The following is a 20026-nucleotide window of genomic DNA, read 5'->3' on the forward strand; positions in this document are numbered from 1 at the left end:
CGGAATCGGCGACGAGAGCGGCGAGGTGACCGATGGGGGAGGACGGCAATCCCGGACCGGACGGCGTACCGACCGGAACCGGTGGCGGGCGATCCGGGCCCGGACCGGGCGCGTCGGACGGCCCGGTGATGGACCGTGAGGAGGCGGACCGCCTCCTGGCGCGGCTCGGTGCGGAGCACGAGGCGATCGAGACCTGCCTGCTGTCCCTCCAGGACCACGCGGGGCGCGGGCTGCTGGAGGGCGCCGAACTGACGGGCGTCACCAAGGAGCGGTGGGCGCGGGCCGAGGAGGCGGTCTCGCTGCTGTGGACCTGTTTCGACGTCTACACCGCCGCGCTGGAGTCGGCCCGCGAACTGCGCGGCGGAAGCCGCCGGCCGTCCCCCGACGACCTCGCCGAGCTGACCCGCGGGCTGCGGGGCCCGGCGGTGACGGTCCCGACCGAGGACGGCTCCGTCGAGCGGATCGGCCTGGCGGAGCTGGTGGACCGGATGAACACCTGGTACGCCCGGGTGCTGGACGTGGTGGCCGCCGCCGAGTCCGTGTGGTCCGCGCTGCCCGCCCGGATAGACATGCTCTCCGCCGAACTCCAGCGCGTCCGCTCCCTGGCGCACTCCGTGGGCGTGCGCCCCGGCGAGCATCCGGCGGGCGACGAGTTGGAGCGGACGACCGAGGAGTTGACCTCGCTCCGCGCCGAGGTGGTCGCCGACCCGCTGGCCTTCTGGATCCCGGCGGGCGGCAGTTCGGCGCCCGGCGGTGGCCGTCCCGACACCGAACGGTACGACCGGGCCGCCCGCGCGCTGGACGACATCCGGCGCGAGATCGAGGCCGTGCTCCAGGTGCGACAGGACGCCGAGCAGCGGCTGATGCGGGTGCGCGACGTGCTCTCCCGCGCCGACCGCACCCTGGCCGAGGCCCGGACGGCGCGCGGCGAGGTGTTGGCGAGGATCGCGGCGGTGGACGTGCCCGCGGTGAGCGGTCCGCCGACCGCGTTGTACGAGCAGGTGGCCGCCGCCGCGGAACACCGCAGGCACGCCCGCTGGCACCGGTTGTCCCCGCTGCTGGAGAGCCTGGAGGAGCGCGCGGAGGAGGAGTTGGAGCGGGCCCGCGCCGCACTGACCGCCGTGACCGCGCCCCTGGCGGTACGGGCCGAACTGCGCGGCAGGCTGGACGCGTACCGCACGAGGCTGGCGCGGCAGGGGCTGGCCGACGACCCGCTGACGGCGGAGCGGTACGACATCGCGCGACGGCTGCTGTGGAGCGCGCCGTGCGACCTGCGGGCCGCGGAACAGGCCGTGCTGCGCTACCGGCAGGCGGCCCTGGAGGCCATGGCGTCCGCGACACGATCCGTTGACGGGACACCGGGCGGTGGGACACCGGGCTGCGGCGCGGCCGGGGAGGGGAGCGCCCGGTGAGCACGGGCCGGCGCCTCCGGGCGCGGGCCACGGGCGCGTCGGGCACGGCACCGGCGCTCGCGCGGCCGGCCACGCGGTCGGCCGCCCTGGCGCTCCCGGCCCCGGCCGGCCCGTCGTGGGCGGCCGGACGCGGCTCCGCCGGGGTCGTCCCCGCCCCGGCCGGGTACGGTTGACGGGCGGTCACCCGCGCGACCCGGTACGGAGGTCGGGGCCCGTGCCAAAGACCCCCGTCCGCCACACGGCCGCGCGGACGGCCGCCGTACGTGCCAGACTGCGGCAGCGCTTCCCGCACGAAAACCGTCGGAAGGACCCGCGGCGGCGAGCCACCGGGTGGAGCCGCCGTGCGCGGTCGGTCCGGTTCCGCTGTGCCGCGCATGGTTGACCGCCGAAGTACTGGGCAGTGCGTTGGACTGGGTGCCGGCGGGCCGTCAGGGCGCGCCCGCGCCCGCCGGTACGGGGCGCCCGCCGCCCCTGTCGGGTCACGAGTCGGACGAGGGGACATCCCCGTCCGGGGCCGGAACGTTCCGCTCCGGCCACTCGTCGGACCCGCGCCGACCGGCACCGAAAGGACCGAACCGGTGGAACGGGCCGACCGTCTCCGCCCCGGAACGTGGGTGTGACCATGCCGCAGCTCGACCAACTCCCCGTCTGCCCCCGCTGTGAGGAACCGCTGGGGAACGGCGACCGCTTCTGTGGTGCCTGCGGCGCCGACCTGGCGGTCGCGGTGGGGGCCCCCGGAACCGCGACACCGACGCCGCACGCGCCGCCCGTGCCCCCCATGCCGTCCGTGCCCCCCGAGCCGCCGGCCGCGACGCACGCGCCACCTCCGCGGCCGGCGCAGCCCCCTCGACCGGCCCACCCCGCCCGGCCCGCGGACGAGGAGGCGGACTTCACCCTCCGGCCGCCGGCGCCGGCGCCCGCGCCCGCCGCGCCGGCGCCGCCCGGCCCGGCGGCGCACTCCGCCGGGCACGACAGCGAGGGCGGCGGCGACGGCGACGGCGACGGCGACGGCGACGGCGACTACATCCTGCCCCCGCCCGCGCCGACCCCGGCGAGCCCCCCCGACCCCCGGCTGTCCGCGCCGCCGCACACCGCCGCGCTCCGGGAGGACGGGCCGCGCCCGGACGAACCACCCGCCGGAGGTTCCGACACACCCGATGCCCGGTGCGTCGCCTGCGGCGCGGACGCGGTGGACGAGGAAGGCGCCTCGGGCGCCGGTGGGGCGGCACCGAGCTGCGGGCACTGCGGCCACGTGCAGCCACGCGAACGCGACCACGTGGAAGGGGAGTCGGTGGGGGTGGCGGCGGTCAGCGACCGCGGGCTGCGCCACCACCGCAACGAGGACTCCTTCGCGATCTCCACGGCCGCCCTGCCGGACGGCTCGCCGGCCGTGATCGCCGTCGTCTGTGACGGGGTGTCCTCGGCGACCCGCCCCGACGAGGCGTCGACCGCGGCCGCCGAGGCCGCCTGCTCCTCGATGTCCGACGCGCTGCCGCGCGGTGTCGAGGCGCGGCAGGCGATGCACGACGCGCTGATCGCCGCCGCCCGGGCCGTCGACACCCTGGCCGCCCAGTCCCGTGACCCGGGAGAGAACGCGCCGGCGTGCACCATCGTCAGCGCGCTGGTCACCGGTGACCTCCTCACCGTCGGCTGGATCGGCGACAGTCGGGTCTACTGGGTCCCCGACGACCGCTCGACCTCGGCCGTCCGGCTCACCGAGGACGACTCCTGGGCCGCCCAGATGGTCGCGGCGGGCCTGATGGGCGAGGCCGAGGCGTACGCGGACGCCCGGGCCCACGCCATCACCGGCTGGCTGGGCGCCGACGCCCACGAGATCGATCCGCACACCGCCTCCTTCGCCCCGGACCGGCCGGGTGTGGTGGTGGTCTGCACCGACGGGTTGTGGAACTACGCCGAATCCGCCGAGGAGATGACCGCGGTGGTCCCGGCCGACGCCCGCGTCCACCCGTTGCGCTGCGCCCGGCGCCTGGTGGGGCACGCGTTGGACGGGGGCGGCCACGACAACGTGACGGTGGCGGTGGTGCCCTTCCCGGCCGCTTCCGAGGGGGCGGACGGAAGGAACTGACGTCCGGGCGCCGCCGGTGGACGGGTCCGTCCACCGGCGGCGCGGCACACGTTCCGGTACGTCCGCGCCGCCGCCGCCCCGTGGGTGGCGCAGATCACGGAACGGCCCCGACGCGTTTCCCGTCCGCCGCCGGCCGGCTCCCGGCCCCTGCTCGAAAAACGGTCTCCGGGCGATCCGGAACGCCCCGTCCACCACTCACCGCCCCAGAAATCCGCAGGTCACAGCGGCTGTGTGGGGAGCGTGACCGGAGCGGCGCGCCGCAAAACCGTCGCTTTCGACAAGGCGGATCATCCGGCCATGACGGGCGGCCGTTCCGGGTGCGCGGACGGCCCCCGGCCCGCCCCCGGGGGCGGCGGAACACCGGGGTCGCCCGCCAAGGTGGTGGACGTGGCCGCCGCGGTGGCCGGTACTGTTCCGCTGACGGCGGAGGTCCTCGCACCCGACGGGGCCACGCCGGGCACGCGGTCCGGGAACGGTCCGCGCGGACAGGCGACCGACGATCAGCGCGACACGGAGTGCACGGAGGGGGAAGGACCGACATGCCGACTTGCCCGAACGGCCACCAGTCGGCGGCCGAGGACTGGTGCGAGGTGTGCGGCCTGCGCATGCCCGCGACCCCGGACGCGCCCGCCGGCGCCGTCCCGCCGCCTCCGATGCCCGGTCAGGGCGGTGGCTACGGCTACCCCGGCCCGGGAGGCGACTCCCCCGGCAACGGCTACCCCGCGCCCCCTCCGCCGGCGCCGCCGTCCCAGGCCCCGGGCGGCAGCATGAGCGGTCTGAACCTGCCGCCCGGCTTCCAGCAGGGCCCGCCCTTGTCGCCGCCCGCTCCTCCGGCACCTCCGGGACCGCCCCCGCAGGCGGGACCGTCCGACTCCTTCGGCTCCGACCCGCAGCAGCACGGCCGGCACGACTACGGACAGCCGCCCCAGCACCACCAGCAGCAACACCAGCACCAGCAGCAGCCGCAGGGCTACGGCTACCCCCAGCCGCCCCAGCCTCCCGCGCCCCCGCAGCAGACGGGCGGCGGTGACGACTGGACGCTCCCGCCTCCCGGCCCGGCCCAGCCCCAGCACCACCAGCAGCAACACCAGCAGCAGCCGCAGCCGCAGGGCTACGGCTACCCCCAGCCGCCCCAGTCCCCCGCGCCCCCGCAGCAGCCCGGCCCGCAGGACTACGGCCGACCGGGGTACGGGCAGCCCGACTACGGACAACCCGACTACGGTCGGCCCGACCACGGACAGCCGCCCCAGCACCAACAGCCCCAGCACCAACAGCCCGCGACCTGGACGGTGTCGATCGGCCCGGACCGCGACTACTTCGCCGCGATGATGCGGCGCAGCGGCCCCGAGGCGGCCGGTCTCAGCATTCCCGCCTACGCGTCCGAGCAGCGGGTGCAGCTCACCGGCCCCCAGGTCACCATCGGCCGTCGTCGCCACTCCACCGGCGAGTCGCCCGACATCGACCTGGGCCGTCCGCCGGAGGATCCGGGCGTCTCGCACCAGCACGCGGTCCTGGTGGAGCAGCCCGACGGGAGCTGGTCCGTGGTCGACCAGGACTCCACCAACGGCACCACCGTCAACGGCGCCGAGGAGCCGATCCAGCCGTTCGTCCCCGTTCCGCTCCGGGAGGGCGACCGGGTGCACGTCGGCGCGTGGACCACGATCACCCTGCACCGGGGCTGACCCCGAGCCGGGCTCGACCGTCCCCGGCGGACCGGGCCGGACGCCGCCGGCCGCTTCCGGACCGCCGTGGTGGTCCCCAAGCCCGCGTCGGGTGGGGCGGGGCTCCCCCGCCCTCCCTCCGACACGCCGCTCCGAAGACGCCCGCACGAGATCACCACGAGGGCCGGAAGGTGATATTCCGCCGTTACGCTCCGCTTCCATGACCACTTCCGCGATCACCGTCGAGGGACTGCGCAAGCGGTACGGGGACGTACAGGCCGTCGACGGGGTGTCCCTCACCGTCGAGCGCGGCGAGTTCTACGGCATCCTCGGACCCAACGGCGCGGGCAAGACGACCACCCTGGAGATCACCGAGGGGCTGCGCGAGCCCGACGAGGGCGAGGTGCGGTTGCTGGGCGAACCGCCCTTCCCCCGCAACCCGTCGCTGCTGCGGCGCATCGGTGTCCAGCTCCAGGCGTCGGCGTTCTTCGAGAAGCTCACCGCCCGCGAGCAGATCCACACCTTCGCCTCCCTCTACGGGGTCTCCGCCGAACGCGCCGACGCGATGCTGGAGACCGTCGGTCTGACGGAGAAGGGTGACACCCGCGAGAACAGGCTCTCCGGCGGGCAGGCCCAGCGGCTCTCCATCGCGTGCGCGCTGGTCCACGACCCGGAACTGGTCTTCCTCGACGAGCCGACCACCGGACTGGACCCCCAGGCCCGCCGCAACCTGTGGGACCTGCTGCGTTCCATCAACGGCGAGGGCCGCACGGTGGTGCTCACCACGCACTACATGGACGAGGCCGAGACGCTGTGCGACCGGGTCGCGGTGATGGACCGCGGGCGCGTGCTGCGCGTGGGCGCCCCCGCCGACCTGGTCCGGGAACTGGACGTGACCTCCCTGGAGGACGTCTTCCTCCACCTGACCGGACGGGAGTACCGCGAGTGAGCGCGCGGAACGAGACGGACGGGACGACCGGGGCGGACTCGACGGCGACACCGCGCGGGAGGAGGTTCGACGGCCGGGCCTTCGCCAGTCTGTCGCGGGCGATGGCCCTGGGGATGCTCAGGGACCGCACCGCCGTCTTCTTCATCCTGCTCTTCCCGCTGATGTTCCTGGTCCTGTTCGGCGCGCTGTTCAAGGACGAGTCCACACCGCGCGCGGAGATCGTCCAGCTCGGCCGGGTCGAGGTGCTGGACGCCCTGCCCGAGGAGACCCGCGGGGCCCTGGACGATTTCCTCACCGTCCGGAAGACCGACGACCGCGAGCAGGCCCTGGAGGACGTCCGGGCCGGGGACGTGGACGCGCTGCTGTGGCAGGAGGGCGATCAGGTGCGGCTGCGCTACTCGGCGGCCGACCCGGCGCGGGCGGGCAGCGTCCGGGCGATCGTCGACTCGCTCGTGCAGCAGGCCAACATCGCGGCGACCGGACAGCCCCCCGCGTACGAGCTGACCGCCTCCCGGGTGGAGGACGAGTCCCTGAAGGCCATCCAGTTCCTCACCCCCGGCATGTTGGGTTGGGCGGTGGCGATGAGCGCGGTCGTCGGTTCGGCGCTCACCCTGGTCAACTGGCGCAAGAAGCGCATCCTGCGCAGGCTGTGGCTCTCTCCGGTGGGGCCGAGCACGGTCATCGCCGCGCGCATCGGGGTCAACATCGCCCTCGCCCTCGTCCAGACCCTGGTCTTCGTCGGGGTGGCGGCACTCCCGTTCTACGGCCTGGAGCTGTCCGGGTACTGGTGGCTGTGCCTGCCGCTGGTGATCTGCGGCACGCTGGCGTTCATGTCCATCGGCCTGGTCGTCGGCGCCCGGGCGAAGACGGAGGAGGCGGCGAACGGGGTGACGCAGGTCATCGTGCTGCCCATGGCCTTCCTCTCCGGCTCCTTCTTCCCCCTGGACGGCGCCCCCTCCTGGCTGCGGACGGTCTCCGACCTCCTGCCCCTCAAGCACATGACCGAGGCGATGCAGGACGTCCTCTCGCGCGGTCAGGGCTGGGGCGCGGCCCTGCCCACCATGGGCGGACTGCTGCTGTTCGCGGCGGTGCTGACGGCGGTCGCCGCGCGCCTGTTCCGCTGGGACGACGCCTGATCCCCCGCGGGGTCCCGCCCCTGCGGGGGCCGGGCCCCCGCAGGGGCGGGACCGTCGGTCGGGCCATCTGCCACCATGGGGGGCGTGATGGAGATTCCGCGCGGCAGCTTGCAGACGCAGACCTTCTTCGAACAGGTCGGGGGCGAGGAGACGTTCCGGCGCCTGGTGCGCCGTTTCTACGAGGGCGTCGCACAGGACCCGCTGCTGCGGCCGATGTACCCGGAGGAGGATCTGGGACCGGCCGAGGAGCGGTTGGCCCTGTTCCTGATGCAGTACTGGGGCGGGCCGAGGACGTACAGCGAGCAGCGCGGACACCCGCGGCTGCGGATGCGACACGTGCCCTTCACCATCGACCGCGCCGCCCACGACGCCTGGCTGCGGCACATGCGGGACGCGGTGGACAGCCTCGACCTGGCGTCCGAGCACGAACGGCAACTGTGGGACTACCTGGTCTACGCGGCGGGCTCGATGGTCAACGCCCCGGACTGATCCCGGGACGCTCCCGTCCGCGGCCACGGGTCCGTGGCGCCCGGGTGCCCCGCCCCACCGGCCGGGCCCCCCGGGCGTCGCCGTCTCACAGCGGGGTGACGCTCAGGCCTCCGCCGCCGCCCCGTCCCCGTACGGCGATCGAACCGTAGGGGGTGCGCAGCCGCAGCCAGGAGACGGCGGCGAGCACCGTGACCACCGAGGACCCCGCGGTGCCGGAACCGACACCGGAACCGTCGCCGCCCCCGGCACCGCGGCCGGCGGGCGGCGGGGCGGGCGGGCCCTGCGGGCCGGCCGCGAGGGCGGGGCCGCGCTCCCGCAACATGCCCAGCGCCCAGGCGGCGTGCACGGCGCGCAGTGGCAGCCCGGTGCCGCCGCCCAGGGGACGGGACCAGATCTCCTCGGCGAGCGCGTCCAGTGCCTCCCGGGTGCGCCCGGTCTCGCCCAGCGCCTCGCTGCGCCGTCGGAACTCGGCGACCACGGCCGCCGCGGCGGCCCGGACCGACTCGTACGGCAGCTCGCCCACCGGGCGCCAGCCACCGCGCGGCGGCAGCAGCCCGGCCCAGGGCGGGCCGGTCACGGCGGCGGGCACGGTGACCGTCCCCGCCGACTCGTCCAGACTCTCCAGCAGCTCGCCGGCCGAGACGGTGGCGTCCAGCGGGGCGGGCTCCGCCAACCGGGCCGTCCGCACGGCCAGCACCTCGAAGCGGGCGGGGCGGGCGAAAACGCCCAGGACACCGTCCTCGGTGGCCCGCAGCCGCACCGCGGCGTTCCTCTCCCACCGCAGCAGCCGGCCCAGGAGGGCGGCGAGCTCCGCCGCCTCCCCCGGATCGACGAGCGCCAGGTGCCGGGTCCGGTCGCCGGCGCTCATGCGGCGACGGCCCCCGTCGCGCTGTCGTCCAGGTACTCCTTGAGGAACGCCTTCTCCTCCTCGGTGAGCCGGCGGGGCCGCTCCCGCTCCAGGTCGTAGGGGACCACGACCGTGGAGGCCCGCACGTAGACGGTGTCGTCGTCGCCGAGACCGTCCTTGATCTCGTAGCCGACCGTCACCGAAGCGGCCCCGATCTTCGTCACCCACAGCTCGACGACCACCGGCTCGTGCCGGTGCGTCAGCGGTCGCAGGTAGTCGATCTCGTGCCGGGCCACCACCGAGCCGCCGGTGAAGGACTCCGACGCCGCCTGCCGCGCCAGCCGGAACATGAAGTCGATCCGCGCCTCCTCCAGGTAGCGGAGGAAGACCACGTTGTTGACGTGCCCGAAGGCGTCCATGTCCGACCAGCGCAGCGGGCAGGGGAATGTGTGGCGCACTTCTGCCTCGGCCCCTCAGCCCCGGGTGAGCTTCTTGTAGGTGGCGCGGTGCGGACGGGCCGCGTCCGGACCGAGTCGCTCGATCTTGTTCTTCTCGTACGACTCGAAGTTGCCCTCGAACCAGAACCACCTGCTCTCGCCCTCGTAGGCGAGGATGTGCGTGGCGACACGGTCCAGGAACCAGCGGTCGTGGGAGACCACCACGGCGCAGCCGGGGAACTCCAGCAGCGCGTTCTCCAGCGAGGACAGCGTCTCGACGTCGAGGTCGTTGGTCGGCTCGTCCAGCAGCAGCAGGTTGCCGCCCTGCTTGAGGGTGAGCGCCAGGTTCAGGCGGTTGCGCTCGCCGCCGGAGAGGACGCCGGCCGGCTTCTGCTGGTCCGGGCCCTTGAAGCCGAACGCGGAGACGTAGGCGCGCGAGGGCATCTCGACCTGGCCGACGTTGATGTAGTCCAGCTCGTCGGAGACGACGGCCCACAGCGTCTTCTTCGGGTCGATGTTCTCGCGGGCCTGGTCGACGTAGGAGATCTTGACCGTCTCGCCGACCTTGATGGTGCCGGAGTCCGGCTCCTCCAGGCCCTGGATCATCTTGAACAGCGTGGTCTTGCCAGCGCCGTTGGGGCCGATGACACCGACGATGCCGTTGCGCGGCAGCGAGAAGGACAGGTCGTCGATGAGGACCTTCTCGCCGAACGCCTTGTGCAGGTGCTCCACCTCGACCACGACGTTGCCCAGGCGCGGCCCCGGCGGGATCTGGATCTCCTCGAAGTCCAGCTTCCGGGTCTTCTCCGCCTCGGCGGCCATCTCCTCGTAGCGGGTCAGACGCGCCTTGGACTTCGCCTGACGGCCCTTGGCGTTGGAGCGGACCCACTCCAGCTCGTCCTTGAGGCGCTTGGCGCGCTTGGCGTCCTTCTGCCCCTCGACCTTCAGGCGGGCGGCCTTCTTCTCCAGGTAGGTGGAGTAGTTGCCCTCGTAGGGGTGGGCGCGGCCCCGGTCGAGCTCCAGGATCCACTCGGCCACGTTGTCCAGGAAGTAGCGGTCGTGGGTGATGGCCACGACGGTGCCGGCGTACTTGGCCAGGTGCTGCTCCAGCCACTGCACGGACTCGGCGTCCAGGTGGTTGGTGGGCTCGTCCAGCAGCAGCAGGTCGGGCTGCTCCAGCAGCAGCTTGCAGAGCGCGACGCGGCGCTTCTCACCGCCGGAGAGGTTGGTGACGGGCCAGTCGCCGGGCGGGCAGCCCAGGGCGTCCATGGCCTGCTCCAGCTGGGCGTCCAGGTCCCAGGCGTTCGCGTGGTCGAGCTGTTCCTGGAGCTTGCCCATCTCCTCCATCAGCTCGTCGGTGTACTCGGTCGCCATCTGCTCGGCGATCTCGTTGAACCGGTCGAGCTTGCCCTTGATCTCCGCGACGCCGTCCTGGACGTTCTCCAGCACGGTCTTGGACTCGTCCAGCGGGGGCTCCTGGAGGAGGATGCCGACGCTGTAGCCGGGGGCGAGGAACGCGTCGCCGTTGGACGGCTGCTCCAGCCCGGCCATGATCTTCAGCACCGTGGACTTGCCCGCCCCGTTGGGGCCCACGACACCGATCTTGGCGCCGGGCAGGAAGCTCAGCGTGACGTCGTCGAGAATCACCTTGTCGCCGTGCGCCTTACGCGCCTTGCGCATGGTGTAGATGTACTCAGCCAAGAGAAACCGTCCGGCAATCAGGGAGTGGGCAGATGAACCCATCTTGCCGCACCCGGGGCCGGGGACGAAAACGAGTACCGGGGCGACCCGCGTCACGCCACGGGCGGTGTCGACGGCGCGGACGGTGCGCGGGGCGCCTTCGAGGGGACGGAGACGGAAGAGGCCACGTGCTGCCGCGTGGGGGTGCGGCAGCACGTGGCCGGAAGGGGTCCGGGCGGATCGGACGATCACGCCCGGACCGGTGGTGCGGTGGAACGCGGTCGGTCAGTCGTCGGAACCGGCCGTGGCGGGCTTCCTCTTCCGCAGGAAGAAGACCGCGGCGCCACCCAGGACCACCAGGGCGAGGGCGACCCCCGCGATGATCGGGGTGCTGCTGTCGGAGCCGGTCTCGGCGAGGTTGCCGCCGGTGTCGGTGTCGCCGGTGTCACCGGTGCCGCCGCCGACGGTGGCCGGGCTGGGCGCGGTCGAGGGCTCGGGGGACTCCTCGCCACCGCCGGTGCCGCCGGTGGTGACCTCGCTGGCGGTCTCGCAGTCGAGAGTGCCCTCGAAGGTCTCCTCGAAGCCGTTCGGCCCGGTGATCGTGATCTTGTAGGGCTGGTCCTCCTTCACGGGCACCAGCACGGACACCGGCTTGCCGTCGGCCGGGACCTCGTGCTCCTCACCGGCGAGGGCGAAGGTGAAGGGCTCGGAGCCCTTGTTGACCACGGAGACCTCGACGCCGCCCTCGACGCACTTCTTCTCGGCCGTGACCGCCGGGGCCGGGGCCTCGGTGGCCCAGGTGGCGGTGGCGGTCGCGGTGACGCCGGACTCGCTGGAACCGGCCAGGATCTGGGTCTGGCTCGGGTACTGCCGGTCGATGCTGGTGAAGGCGCGGCCCACCGACACCTCGGTGCTGGCCTGGAGGGACAGCGACGCGGAACCGTCCTCGGTGCCCTCGGGTACGTCGAAGAAGAGCTTATCGCCGTTCTTGGCCGTGGTGATCGGGTTGCCGTCCGCGCCGACGACCTTCACACCGGCGGTCTCGGCCTGCGCGCCGGGCGCGACGGACACGGTCTGCGCGTTGGTGTGGACGGTGATCGGACCGAGCTTCTCACCGGCCTTGCCGGAGACGGCCGGCGGGTCGAGCGTGAGCGACGCCTTGGGCTCGGCGAGGTTCTGGGCGTTCTCCTCCAGGTAGTCGGCGAGCTTCTCGGCGCTCGGGTCGACCGCCTCGACGTTCGCGCCGTCGGAGAAGCGCCAGATCGCGACCTGCGTACCCGCAGCGGCGGTCTTCTCGGTGAGCTTGACGTCCTCGCCGACCTTCGAGGCGAGCGCCGCGAGGTCGTTCACCTGCGGGTAGGAGTTCTCCAAGATCCAGAGGATCTTGCCCGCGTTCTCATTGCTGTGCAGCGAGGACTCCGCCCAGGACGCTTCCTTGTACTTGGCGTCCTTGCGGGTCCCGGTGTGGATGTCGATGCAGTACGTCTTCAGGACGCCGCCGCCGTCGACGGCCATCTCGAAGAGGCCGGCGCCGATCTTCTTGTCCCCGTCGCGTCCGTGGATGACAGCACTGTCGAAGGTCTTCAGCCCGTCCAGGACGGCGGTCGCACCGCCCGGCTGCGGGTTGTTCTCGTCGGCGACGGCGTTCCCCGCGCCGGCTATCGCTCCTGCCGTCAGCAGGCCCGTGGCAACTGCTGCGGCGGCGAGACGGGCAGGGCCTCGTCCGCGTACAGAAATCATCTGTGGTCGTCCCCTCGTCAACCCCCGTGTCTCAGGGGGCGATCGTAGGGAGCGCGCGCGACGCAGTCCCCAGAAAAGTCAGATGTTACACACTCCGAGGCCGAATCGTTATCGGGGAATCCCCAGGAGTCGGACTTTAACCGGCATGCGGGTTGTTACCGGCCGGTCGTGACACGGCGTCACAGACCCGTCGACGGTTCGCTGTTGGGAAGCGTACGAGCGGCACGGAGAAAGGTCGAGGTGTCGTGGGCCGGATCACCCCAACTGACGCCGTATCAACTCCCTTGACGTCCACCGTTCCCCGTCCCGTTCGCCCTGCTGCACTCGCAACCGCTCGGCCGGTGTCGCCCACTCGCTCACGCGCGGTCGGTCCCGCCCACTCGCTCATGCGCGGTCGGTCCCGCCCACTCGCTCATGCGCGGTCGGTCCCGCCCGCGGCGATGACGTACTGCTCACGCACCTCGCGGTAGCGCAGCAACTCGGCGGCCACCGGCTCCAGCACCCACGCCTGCCCCCACCCCGTGGCGAGCCGCCGCAGCCCGCGCTCCCTCTCCAGTCCGTAGGCCCGCGCCGGTCCCCGTGCCGCGATCCGGCAGCTCCAGGCCAGCAGCGGCCCGGCCAGCGCGCCACCGGTCAGGAGCCCCACCGGGAGCCAGACGCCGACCCGCCCCGGTCCCCCGGCGACCAGGTCCACCAGCAGGTACGCGCCCAACGCCTGGACGACCAGCAGCAGCCACTGGGTGCACGCGACCACCGTCCACCAGCGCGGACGCGGTGGGCGCACGCCCCCGCCTCCCGCACCGTCCTCCCCGCTCCCGCTCCCGACGATCGCCTCCTCCAACGCCTCCGGCAGTCCGGCGGCACCCCGCCAGGCCGCGTCCCGCACCGACTTCGCCCACGGTTGCGGCAGCCCGGCCGACGCCTCCTCCGCCAGCGTGCGCACCGCCTGCGCCAGGACGGGGCGGGCCACCGCGGGTGCGCTCCCGCCCCCGTCCCCGAACCCCTCCCCGGCCACGCCCCGCACGGGCGGGGACGGCACGGGCGGGGACGGCACGGGCGCCGCGGCCGTCTCGCCGCGTCCGCGCCGGGTCTCGTACCAGCGCAGCAGCCGGGCCCAGGGGGTGCCGCAGGCGTGCTCGGCGTGCCGCAGCCAGAGGCGTTCGGCGGTCTGCCCGGCCGCCGTCGCGCCCACCGCCGAGGCCAACCGGTCCTCGAAGTCCTCGCGGGCCCGCTCGGTCAGCCCGACCGGGCCGTAGGGGGTGTCGACCATGTAGACGGGGCGGAGTCGGGCGACGGCGCCGTCCACGTCGGCGGCCAGCCGGAGCTCCGCCGCCCGCCGCCCCGAGACCAGCTCGCCCAGCGACTGCCGCAGTTCCTCCACGCCCTCGCCGGTGAGGGCCGAGAGCGCCAGGACGGTGGCACCGGGCTCGCCGTGCTCCCCCAGGGCCATGCCGTCCTCGTCCAGCAGCCGCCGCAGGTCGTCCATGACGGTGTCGACGGCGTCCGCGGGCAGCCGGTCGGTCTGGTTGAGCACCACGAACGTCACCTCGGCGTGGCCGGCCAGCGGTCGCAGGTAGCGCTCGTGCAGCGCGGCGTCCGCGTACTTCTCCGGATCGGTCACCCAGACCACCGCGTCCACCAGCCTCAGCATCCGGTCGACCTGTTCGCGGTGGCCGGGGGCCGCGGAGTCGTGGTCGGGCAGGTCGATGAGGACGAGGCCGCGCAGGGCGGCATCGCGGGGCTGCACCCGGCGCCGGGCCCGGGGCGGCACGCCGAGCCGTTCCAGCAACCCGTCGGCGCCGCCGTCCCACTCGCCCTCCCAGACGCAGGCGACGGGCACGGCGGTGGTGGGGCGGCGCAGCCCGGTCGCGGAGAACCGGACCCCGGCGAGCGTGTTGAACAGCATCGACTTTCCGCTGCCGGTGGCTCCGGCGACGGCGACGGTGGTGTACGTCCGCGGCAGCCGGCCGCGCGCGCCCGCCTCGTCCAGGACGCGTCCCGCCTCCTCCAGCACCTCGCCGTCCAGCCGGGTGCGGGAGAGACCGACCAGCTCCCGCAGCGCGCGCAGCCTCCCGCGCAACGGTTCCGCCTCCCCCACGGCGGACATCGGCACGGCGCCGAAGCGCGCCTCCAGGCGCCGGTCGCCCTCCCGGCCGGTCCGGCGGCGCCCCTGACGGGCGTCCTCCCAACGGGTGCCGGCGAACGGTTCCGGGGGGAACGGCTCCCACCCGGCGTCCCCACGGCTCCGGTCGGGCCCGCCGAACGCGCGGCCGTCCCGGGAGGCGTCCGGGTGGGCCCTGCGGGCGATCAGGCCGTCGTCCCAGGCCCCGCCGCCCTCCGACGCCGTGTTCGTGCTCTCGGCGTTCGTGCTCTCGGCCACCTCCTCGACCGTTCCCGCGCTCGTTCCCGCTTCCGTGTCCGTCCCCGTGTCCGTGCGGACGTCCGGCGTCACCTCGGTCACCTCCTCTTCCTCCTCCACAGCACCGACAGGGCCGCGATCAGGGCCACCTGCTGGCCGGGGGTGGCGTCGAGATCCTTCAGGGGCGCCAGCCGGTAGGCGCGCTCCCCCCGCAGCACCCGGTCCAGGCACTCCTCCAACAACCCGTCGCCCTGGTCGCGCAGCCGTCCGGCGACGCCCGCGCCCAGCGCGACGGCCAGCGCGTCGCCCGCGCCCCGGGCGCGGCGTCCGCCCAGGGCGGCGGCGGCGAGCAGGGCCGCCACCTCCTCCGCCGACAACGGGCAGCCGTCGGCGGTCCGCGACTCCTCCTCCGCCAGCTCCTCCAGGCAGCGCCGCCAGCGCCGCACCTGGATGTCGACGCGTTCCGCCGCCAGTTCGTCGGCGCGCCCGCACTCCGGCGCCCCGGGTTCACGGCGCCAGGCCTCGGCGGCCCGCTCGTCGGCGTCGCCGACGGCACCGCGCAACAGCGCCGACAGGCCGTCGCAGAAGGCGTCCAGGAGCTCGTCGCCACCGCTGTCCTGCGGGAAGCCCCGCCAGCGGGCCAGGGCGTCGCCGGCCAGCAGCTCCCCGTCGGCGAGCTGCCGCCGCACCCGTTCGCCGACCGCGTCGTAGGCGTCCTCGATGTGCCGCATCAACCGCAGCGCGGCGGCGTGCTGGGCCGCCGCGGCGGCCGCCAGCTCGGGGACGCGGGAGCGCAGCGAGGCCAGTACCCCGGACGCGGTCCGGTCGGCGGCGACCACGCGGACGGCGGGGTCCCGGGCCTGGTGGAGCAGCCACTCGCGCAGCTCGGCGACGGCCGTGGCGGGCAGCAGTCCACAGCCGCCGCGGGTGGACTCGGGCAGCTCGGGGACGGTGAAGCACGGCACGTCACCGAGTCCGGCACGTTCCAGCAGGGCGGTGTAGTGCCGGGAGACCTCGGCCGCCACCTGGTGGGGCACCCGGTCCAGCACGGTGGCCAGGGTCACGTCGTACTCACGGGCGGCGCGCAGCAGGTGCCAGGGGACGGCGTCGGCGTACCGGGAGGCGCTGGTGACCAACACCCACACGTCGGCGGCGCAGAACAGCTCGGCGGCCAGCTCTCGGTTGGCGGTCACCAGGGAGTCGATGTCGGGCGAGTCCAGGAGGGCCACCCCGGTGGGCACGGATTCGGCGGTCTCCACGGCGAGCGCGGGCGGGACGTCCGCCTCCTCGGTCGAGGGGTCGTCGTCGGCGACGGCGGTCGGCTCCTCCCCGTCCGCGGGACGGTCGTCGCGGCGGGGCGTCCACACCCGCCTCAGTCGGGGCAGGATCCGGGGGCCGGCGAACCAGTGCTGGTCGGTGGGGTGGCAGACGAGCACGGGGGTGCGGGTGGTGGGGCGCAGCACCCCCGCGTCGCTGATCCGCCGTCCGACGATCGAGTTGACCAGGGTGGACTTGCCGGCGCCGGTGGACCCCCCGACCACGACGAGCAGCGGCGCCTCGGGGGCGCGCAGCCGGGGCACCAGGTAGTCGTCGAGCTGGGCGAGCAGCTCGTTGCGACAGCGCCGGGCGCGCTCGGCCCCGGGGAGCGGCAACGGAAAGCGGGCTGCGGCGACGCGGTCACGCAGCGTGTTGAGCGCGTCGAGCAGTTCGGTCCTAGCTTCCAAGATCGCCACATGTGAAGAATGCCCAAATTAGAGCGTTTTTTGAAGCGCATTCGGCCTAGAACGAGGTGTTTTGACCCCTGTGGCTCGCGTAACGGTGAGGCTGAACGGCATAACGACTGCACAACACCCCTGCGCCGGAGCGCGCAAACCGATGCATGATTCGTACTCGCCTGCGATTATCGGACCGCTTCACTGAACCTCCACAGGGTGTCGCGGACGTGAAGCAACGGGGAGGAACCGTCCGGGCCCCTATCCTTGTCGCGGCAAGGTTCCCGGGGGGCGCCCCACCGTCCGTCCGTGACCGCTTTCGGCCCCCGTAGCTCAGTGGATAGAGCAGGCGCCTTCTAAGCGCTTGGCCGCAGGTTCGAGTCCTGCCGGGGGCGCCGCCGGCCCAGTGCCGCGCCCATCGCCGAGGAGCGCCCAAGGGCGGAGCCCGGCCGGGCCTCCGTGTGGAAGGAACCGGCCGGGCTCCGCGACGGTGCCCGCGGGCCCGGTCAGGCGTCGTGGACGCGCACCATGCCGTCGTCCGCGAACGGGGCGTAGTACTCCGTGAACAGCTTCCCCACCAGCTCGCCCCGGCTGGAGACCCCCACCTTCTCGAAGACCCTCTTGACGTGATCGCGCACCGTGTGCGGGGAGAGGTGGAGCCGCTCGGCGATCTCCCCGGTGGGCAGTCCCCGGGCGATGAGCCGGGTCACCTCCGTCTCCCGCTCCGTCAGCTCGTACGCCTCGACGATCAGCGGGACGATCTCCGACGTCTTCGCCGGCTCGATGACCACCGCGGAAGGGCCCAGCTTCCCGTCGGCCTCGCGCAGGCACGAGGCGTGACAGACCAGCCACCGCCCGCTGCGGGTGCGCACCCGCACGCGGGCCTGTCCGCGGTCCCGCTCCTGGGCGATGGCGCGCGCCTTCAAGGCGGTCGACTGCACCCAGGCCGGGACGCGCAGACCGAGCTGGAAGGAGGTGGCCGGCCCGTCGGGCAGGTCCTCCAGATGGGCACGCGCGTCCTCGTTGGCCGAGAGCAGCGCTCCGGACGCGTCGAACAGGAGCAGCCCGGGACCGTGTCGGGCGTCGGGCAGGGCCTGGGGGGTGGGCTCCGCGAAGGCGCGCAACCTCTTGGCCAGTGGGGTGACCAGGCTCTCGATCAGCTTCATCTCGGTGGCGCCGAACGCGGGGCGCCCCTTCGCCCGGAAGAGGCTGATGTGGCCGTGGGGACGTCCGCCGATCCGCAGGACGGCGCGCAGCTCGTCCTGGAGTCCGCGCGGGCGCATGAACTCCTGGTACAGGCTGCTGCGCGCCGGGAGGTCCCCGGTGGACTCGCGCAGTCCGGCGACCGGCACGGGGGCCCGGGCGAGATCCCGGAAGAGGTTGATGTTCTCGGTGAACAGCTCGCTCTCCCAGTAGACGGCACACCCGCCCTCGTCGAGGTTCTCGGCGCGGATCGGGGCGGCCATCATCCCGGTCAGCGGATCGGTGACCCGCCAGACCGCCGCGTCGTAGGGCATGAGCCTGCGCAGGTGGTGCGAGGCCTCGGCGAACATGCCGAGCGCGTCGGTGGCCTTCGCGGCCCGCGAGAGCAGTTCGGTACGGCCGACTTCGATTCGGGAGGAGCTCGGACCGGTCACACCTCGATCCTCCCAACCGGCGGCGGCCTCGCCAACCCCTCGTTTGGGGGGTGCGGAAGCACGCGGCTCCCTCCCCCGAATGAGGGATGGAAAGCGGACCCCGATTGGGCAAGTGTTCCCGGCGGCGCGCGACCGACAGGGGGCTCGAAGCGGGGCGCGGGACCACCGCCCCGGCGGTGCGGAAAGAAGAAACGCCACTGCTCCCGGAAAAGTCAAGGAGTCGACCAGGCCATGCGGGTTGGAGTCATCGGAGCCGGCGGCATGGGCAGGGCACTGGCCCGGCGGGCGGCGCTGGCGGGCGCCGTGGTGCTGCTGGCGGACCGCAGCATCGGGAAGGCTCGAAAGGTGGCCGCCGAGGCGGCGGCCGGCGCTCCCGGGGCGGTGCTGGCCTCCTCGGTGCGGGGCGCCCTGAGCCCCCGTCTCGTCATGCTGACGCCGGACAGGGACGAGTCGCTCGCCTTCGTGCGGGACCGGGCCACGGCATTGGCGGGGAAGTTCCTGGTGGACGCCACCGCGCCCCCGCTCCCGGACGCGGTGGTCACGACCGTCACGGGCGACCTGGTGACGGCGGCGCCGGCGGCCAGGTGGGTGAAGATCTTCGCGGCGGCGGACGCCGACGCCGTCTACTCGGGGCGGATCGACGGCCTGCCCGTCGACATGTTCGTGGCGTCGGACGACGAGGACGCCAAGGTGGCGGTGGCCGAAATGATGAACCTCTCGGGGCTGCGGGCCCTGGATGCCGGGACACTCGACAAGGCCGACGCTCTGGACGCTATAGCCTGTCTCGGGAGGGAGCTGAGCGACCGGCTGCTGACGACGGAAGGTTGGGGAGTCAAGTTCCTCCCCGACTGGTGAACTACCCAGACGACGCAACACTTTCTATGCCAATGGAAGGTTGGGGGGAATTCGTGGGTGGGCATCTTTCCTTCCGCTTATTGGGACCTCTTGTCGTGCACGGCACGAACGGCGAGGTCAAACTCAGCGGAAACCGACAGCACATCCTGCTGACCATGCTGTTACTCGAAATCGACCGCGTGATCGAGGCTCCGCGCCTGATCCAGGCAATATGGGGTGAATCGCCACCGGCCACGGCCCGCAGCCAGATAAGAATATGTGTCTCGTCACTCCGGAGACAGTTCGCGGCGGGCGGGGTCGCCGCCACCATCGAAACGCACAAGACCGGCTACCGCCTGCGGGCTCCCGCGGAGGAGACCGACCTCCACCTCTTCGGGGACCTCCTGGCCCGGACCCGCGCACAGGCGCGGGTCACGGACCGCGAGTCCACCGTCCGGATGTTCCGGGAGGCCCTCGGCCTGTGGCGGGGCCCGATCGGCGCCGGCCTGGACAGTCCCCTGTTGGAGAGCATCGCCCTGAAGTACCACGAGGACCGTTACTCCGCGCTGGAGGACTGTTTCGAGCTGGAACTGGAACTGGGAAACCACCGCAAGATCCTGGGTGAACTGGCGCGGCACGTCGCCGAACACCCCTTCCGCGAGACGCTCGCGGCACAACTCATGTTGGCTCTGTTCCGCTCGGGGCGGACGGCCGACGCACTGGCGCTGTTCCGCAAAACGCGCAGGATGTTCTGCGACGAACTCGGCATCGAGCCCGGCGAACGGCTGCGCTCCATCGAACGGTTCATTCTCGGCGACGCCACGGCGGGCCCCCTCTCCAACGTGCCCGCGCCGGCCTCGCACCACCGCTCCGGGAATCCGGAGGCGGCCTTCCCCGCTCTTCCTCCGCAGGACCGGATCGCGCTCCTGGAGAAGGAAATCGCCCTGCTGCGCGAGGAGAGCCTCCGGTCCGCCTGGTCGCGCTCCTGAACGCCCCGCCCGGGGCCGATCGGCCCCGGGCGGGGCGCACCGTCGCGCCGCCCCCCTC

The 20026-nt window shown here is 73.5% G+C and carries 15 protein-coding genes and 1 tRNA gene; 9 read left to right on the plus strand and 7 right to left on the minus strand.

Going from position 1 to position 20026, the window contains the following annotated elements; translation table 11 throughout:
* Positions 1–128: 128 nt before the first annotated feature.
* The 6 genes from F0L17_RS08060 to F0L17_RS08085 all read left to right on the plus strand — a co-directional run bounded on the left by F0L17_RS08060 (position 129) and on the right by F0L17_RS08085 (position 7733).
* The gene (locus F0L17_RS08060; protein ID WP_155070526.1) at positions 129–1412 is read left to right on the plus strand and encodes a hypothetical protein; all 1284 of its coding nucleotides are present in this window, start codon (positions 129–131) and stop codon (positions 1410–1412) included.
* A 622-nt stretch (positions 1413–2034) separates the two neighbouring features.
* A complete protein-coding gene (locus F0L17_RS08065) occupies positions 2035–3498 on the plus strand; it encodes a protein phosphatase 2C domain-containing protein (protein WP_155070527.1) in 1464 nt (487 codons plus the stop codon).
* A 539-nt stretch (positions 3499–4037) separates the two neighbouring features.
* A complete protein-coding gene (locus tag F0L17_RS08070; RefSeq protein WP_155070528.1) occupies positions 4038–5180 on the plus strand; it encodes an FHA domain-containing protein in 1143 nt (380 codons plus the stop codon).
* Between the two features lie 199 nt (positions 5181–5379).
* Positions 5380–6108, plus strand: a complete 729-nt coding sequence (locus F0L17_RS08075) for an ABC transporter ATP-binding protein (RefSeq protein ID WP_155070529.1) — start codon at positions 5380–5382, stop codon at positions 6106–6108.
* Positions 6105–7244 (plus strand): ABC transporter permease, encoded by a 1140-nt coding sequence (locus F0L17_RS08080; protein WP_338018001.1) that lies wholly within the window; start codon positions 6105–6107, stop codon positions 7242–7244. The genes F0L17_RS08075 and F0L17_RS08080 overlap by 4 nt, the downstream gene beginning before the upstream one ends.
* A 75-nt stretch (positions 7245–7319) precedes the next feature.
* Positions 7320–7733, plus strand: a complete 414-nt coding sequence (locus F0L17_RS08085) for a globin (protein ID WP_202917850.1) — start codon at positions 7320–7322, stop codon at positions 7731–7733.
* An 85-nt stretch (positions 7734–7818) separates the two neighbouring features.
* On the opposite strand, the gene F0L17_RS08090 is transcribed toward F0L17_RS08085, so the two are convergent.
* From F0L17_RS08090 to F0L17_RS08115, 6 genes are all read right to left on the minus strand, one after another.
* Positions 7819–8601: a DUF8010 domain-containing protein gene (locus F0L17_RS08090; RefSeq protein WP_155070530.1), complete on the minus strand. Its 783-nt coding sequence runs from the start codon at positions 8599–8601 to the stop codon at positions 7819–7821.
* Entirely contained in the window at positions 8598–9038 is a 441-nt protein-coding gene (locus F0L17_RS08095) for a thioesterase family protein (protein WP_162465955.1), read from the minus strand. Before F0L17_RS08095 ends, F0L17_RS08090 begins: the two co-directional genes overlap by 4 nt.
* Before the next feature lie 15 nt (positions 9039–9053).
* The gene (gene ettA, locus F0L17_RS08100) at positions 9054–10718 is read right to left on the minus strand and encodes an energy-dependent translational throttle protein EttA (RefSeq protein WP_155070531.1); all 1665 of its coding nucleotides are present in this window, start codon (positions 10716–10718) and stop codon (positions 9054–9056) included.
* A gap of 264 nt (positions 10719–10982) precedes the next feature.
* A complete protein-coding gene (locus F0L17_RS08105) occupies positions 10983–12437 on the minus strand; it encodes a thioester domain-containing protein (RefSeq protein WP_155070532.1) in 1455 nt (484 codons plus the stop codon).
* A 412-nt stretch (positions 12438–12849) separates the two neighbouring features.
* Positions 12850–14898 carry a GTPase gene (locus tag F0L17_RS08110; RefSeq protein WP_202917851.1) on the minus strand — a complete coding sequence of 683 codons (2049 nt, stop codon included), beginning with the start codon at positions 14896–14898 and terminating at the stop codon, positions 12850–12852.
* A complete protein-coding gene (locus tag F0L17_RS08115) occupies positions 14895–16529 on the minus strand; it encodes a dynamin family protein (protein WP_338018002.1) in 1635 nt (544 codons plus the stop codon). Before F0L17_RS08115 ends, F0L17_RS08110 begins: the two co-directional genes overlap by 4 nt.
* Before the next feature lie 301 nt (positions 16530–16830).
* Between F0L17_RS08115 and F0L17_RS08120 the strand changes: the two genes are divergently transcribed.
* Positions 16831–16903: transfer RNA gene (locus F0L17_RS08120), tRNA-Arg, on the plus strand.
* Positions 16904–17014: 111 nt separating this feature from the next.
* On the opposite strand, the gene F0L17_RS08125 is transcribed toward F0L17_RS08120, so the two are convergent.
* The gene (locus F0L17_RS08125) at positions 17015–18145 is read right to left on the minus strand and encodes a LuxR C-terminal-related transcriptional regulator (RefSeq protein ID WP_162465956.1); all 1131 of its coding nucleotides are present in this window, start codon (positions 18143–18145) and stop codon (positions 17015–17017) included.
* A 231-nt stretch (positions 18146–18376) separates the two neighbouring features.
* Between F0L17_RS08125 and F0L17_RS08130 the strand changes: the two genes are divergently transcribed.
* Both F0L17_RS08130 and F0L17_RS08135 read left to right on the plus strand, forming a co-directional pair.
* The gene (locus tag F0L17_RS08130) at positions 18377–19000 is read left to right on the plus strand and encodes an NAD(P)-binding domain-containing protein (protein ID WP_155070533.1); all 624 of its coding nucleotides are present in this window, start codon (positions 18377–18379) and stop codon (positions 18998–19000) included.
* A gap of 155 nt (positions 19001–19155) precedes the next feature.
* The gene (locus tag F0L17_RS08135; protein WP_238419300.1) at positions 19156–19968 is read left to right on the plus strand and encodes an AfsR/SARP family transcriptional regulator; all 813 of its coding nucleotides are present in this window, start codon (positions 19156–19158) and stop codon (positions 19966–19968) included.
* Positions 19969–20026: the final 58 nt, after the last annotated feature.

This window comes from Streptomyces taklimakanensis, assembly GCF_009709575.1.
GTDB lineage: Bacteria > Actinomycetota > Actinomycetes > Streptomycetales > Streptomycetaceae > Streptomyces > Streptomyces taklimakanensis.

Bases quoted from the DNA above. Each gene is read 5' to 3' on its own strand.
- F0L17_RS08075 (WP_155070529.1), top strand. From the start codon at position 5,380: ATGACCACTTCCGCGATCACCGTCGAGGGACTGCGCAAGCGGTACGGG.
- F0L17_RS08085 (WP_202917850.1), top strand. From the start codon at position 7,320: ATGGGGGGCGTGATGGAGATTCCGCGCGGCAGCTTGCAGACGCAGACC.
- F0L17_RS08070 (WP_155070528.1), top strand. From the start codon at position 4,038: ATGCCGACTTGCCCGAACGGCCACCAGTCGGCGGCCGAGGACTGGTGC.
- F0L17_RS08135 (WP_238419300.1), top strand. From the start codon at position 19,156: ATGCTGTTACTCGAAATCGACCGCGTGATCGAGGCTCCGCGCCTGATC.
- F0L17_RS08130 (WP_155070533.1), top strand. From the start codon at position 18,377: ATGCGGGTTGGAGTCATCGGAGCCGGCGGCATGGGCAGGGCACTGGCC.
- F0L17_RS08060 (WP_155070526.1), top strand. From the start codon at position 129: ATGGACCGTGAGGAGGCGGACCGCCTCCTGGCGCGGCTCGGTGCGGAG.
- F0L17_RS08090 (WP_155070530.1), bottom strand. From the start codon at position 8,601: ATGAGCGCCGGCGACCGGACCCGGCACCTGGCGCTCGTCGATCCGGGG.
- F0L17_RS08065 (WP_155070527.1), top strand. From the start codon at position 2,035: ATGCCGCAGCTCGACCAACTCCCCGTCTGCCCCCGCTGTGAGGAACCG.
- F0L17_RS08105 (WP_155070532.1), bottom strand. From the start codon at position 12,437: ATGATTTCTGTACGCGGACGAGGCCCTGCCCGTCTCGCCGCCGCAGCA.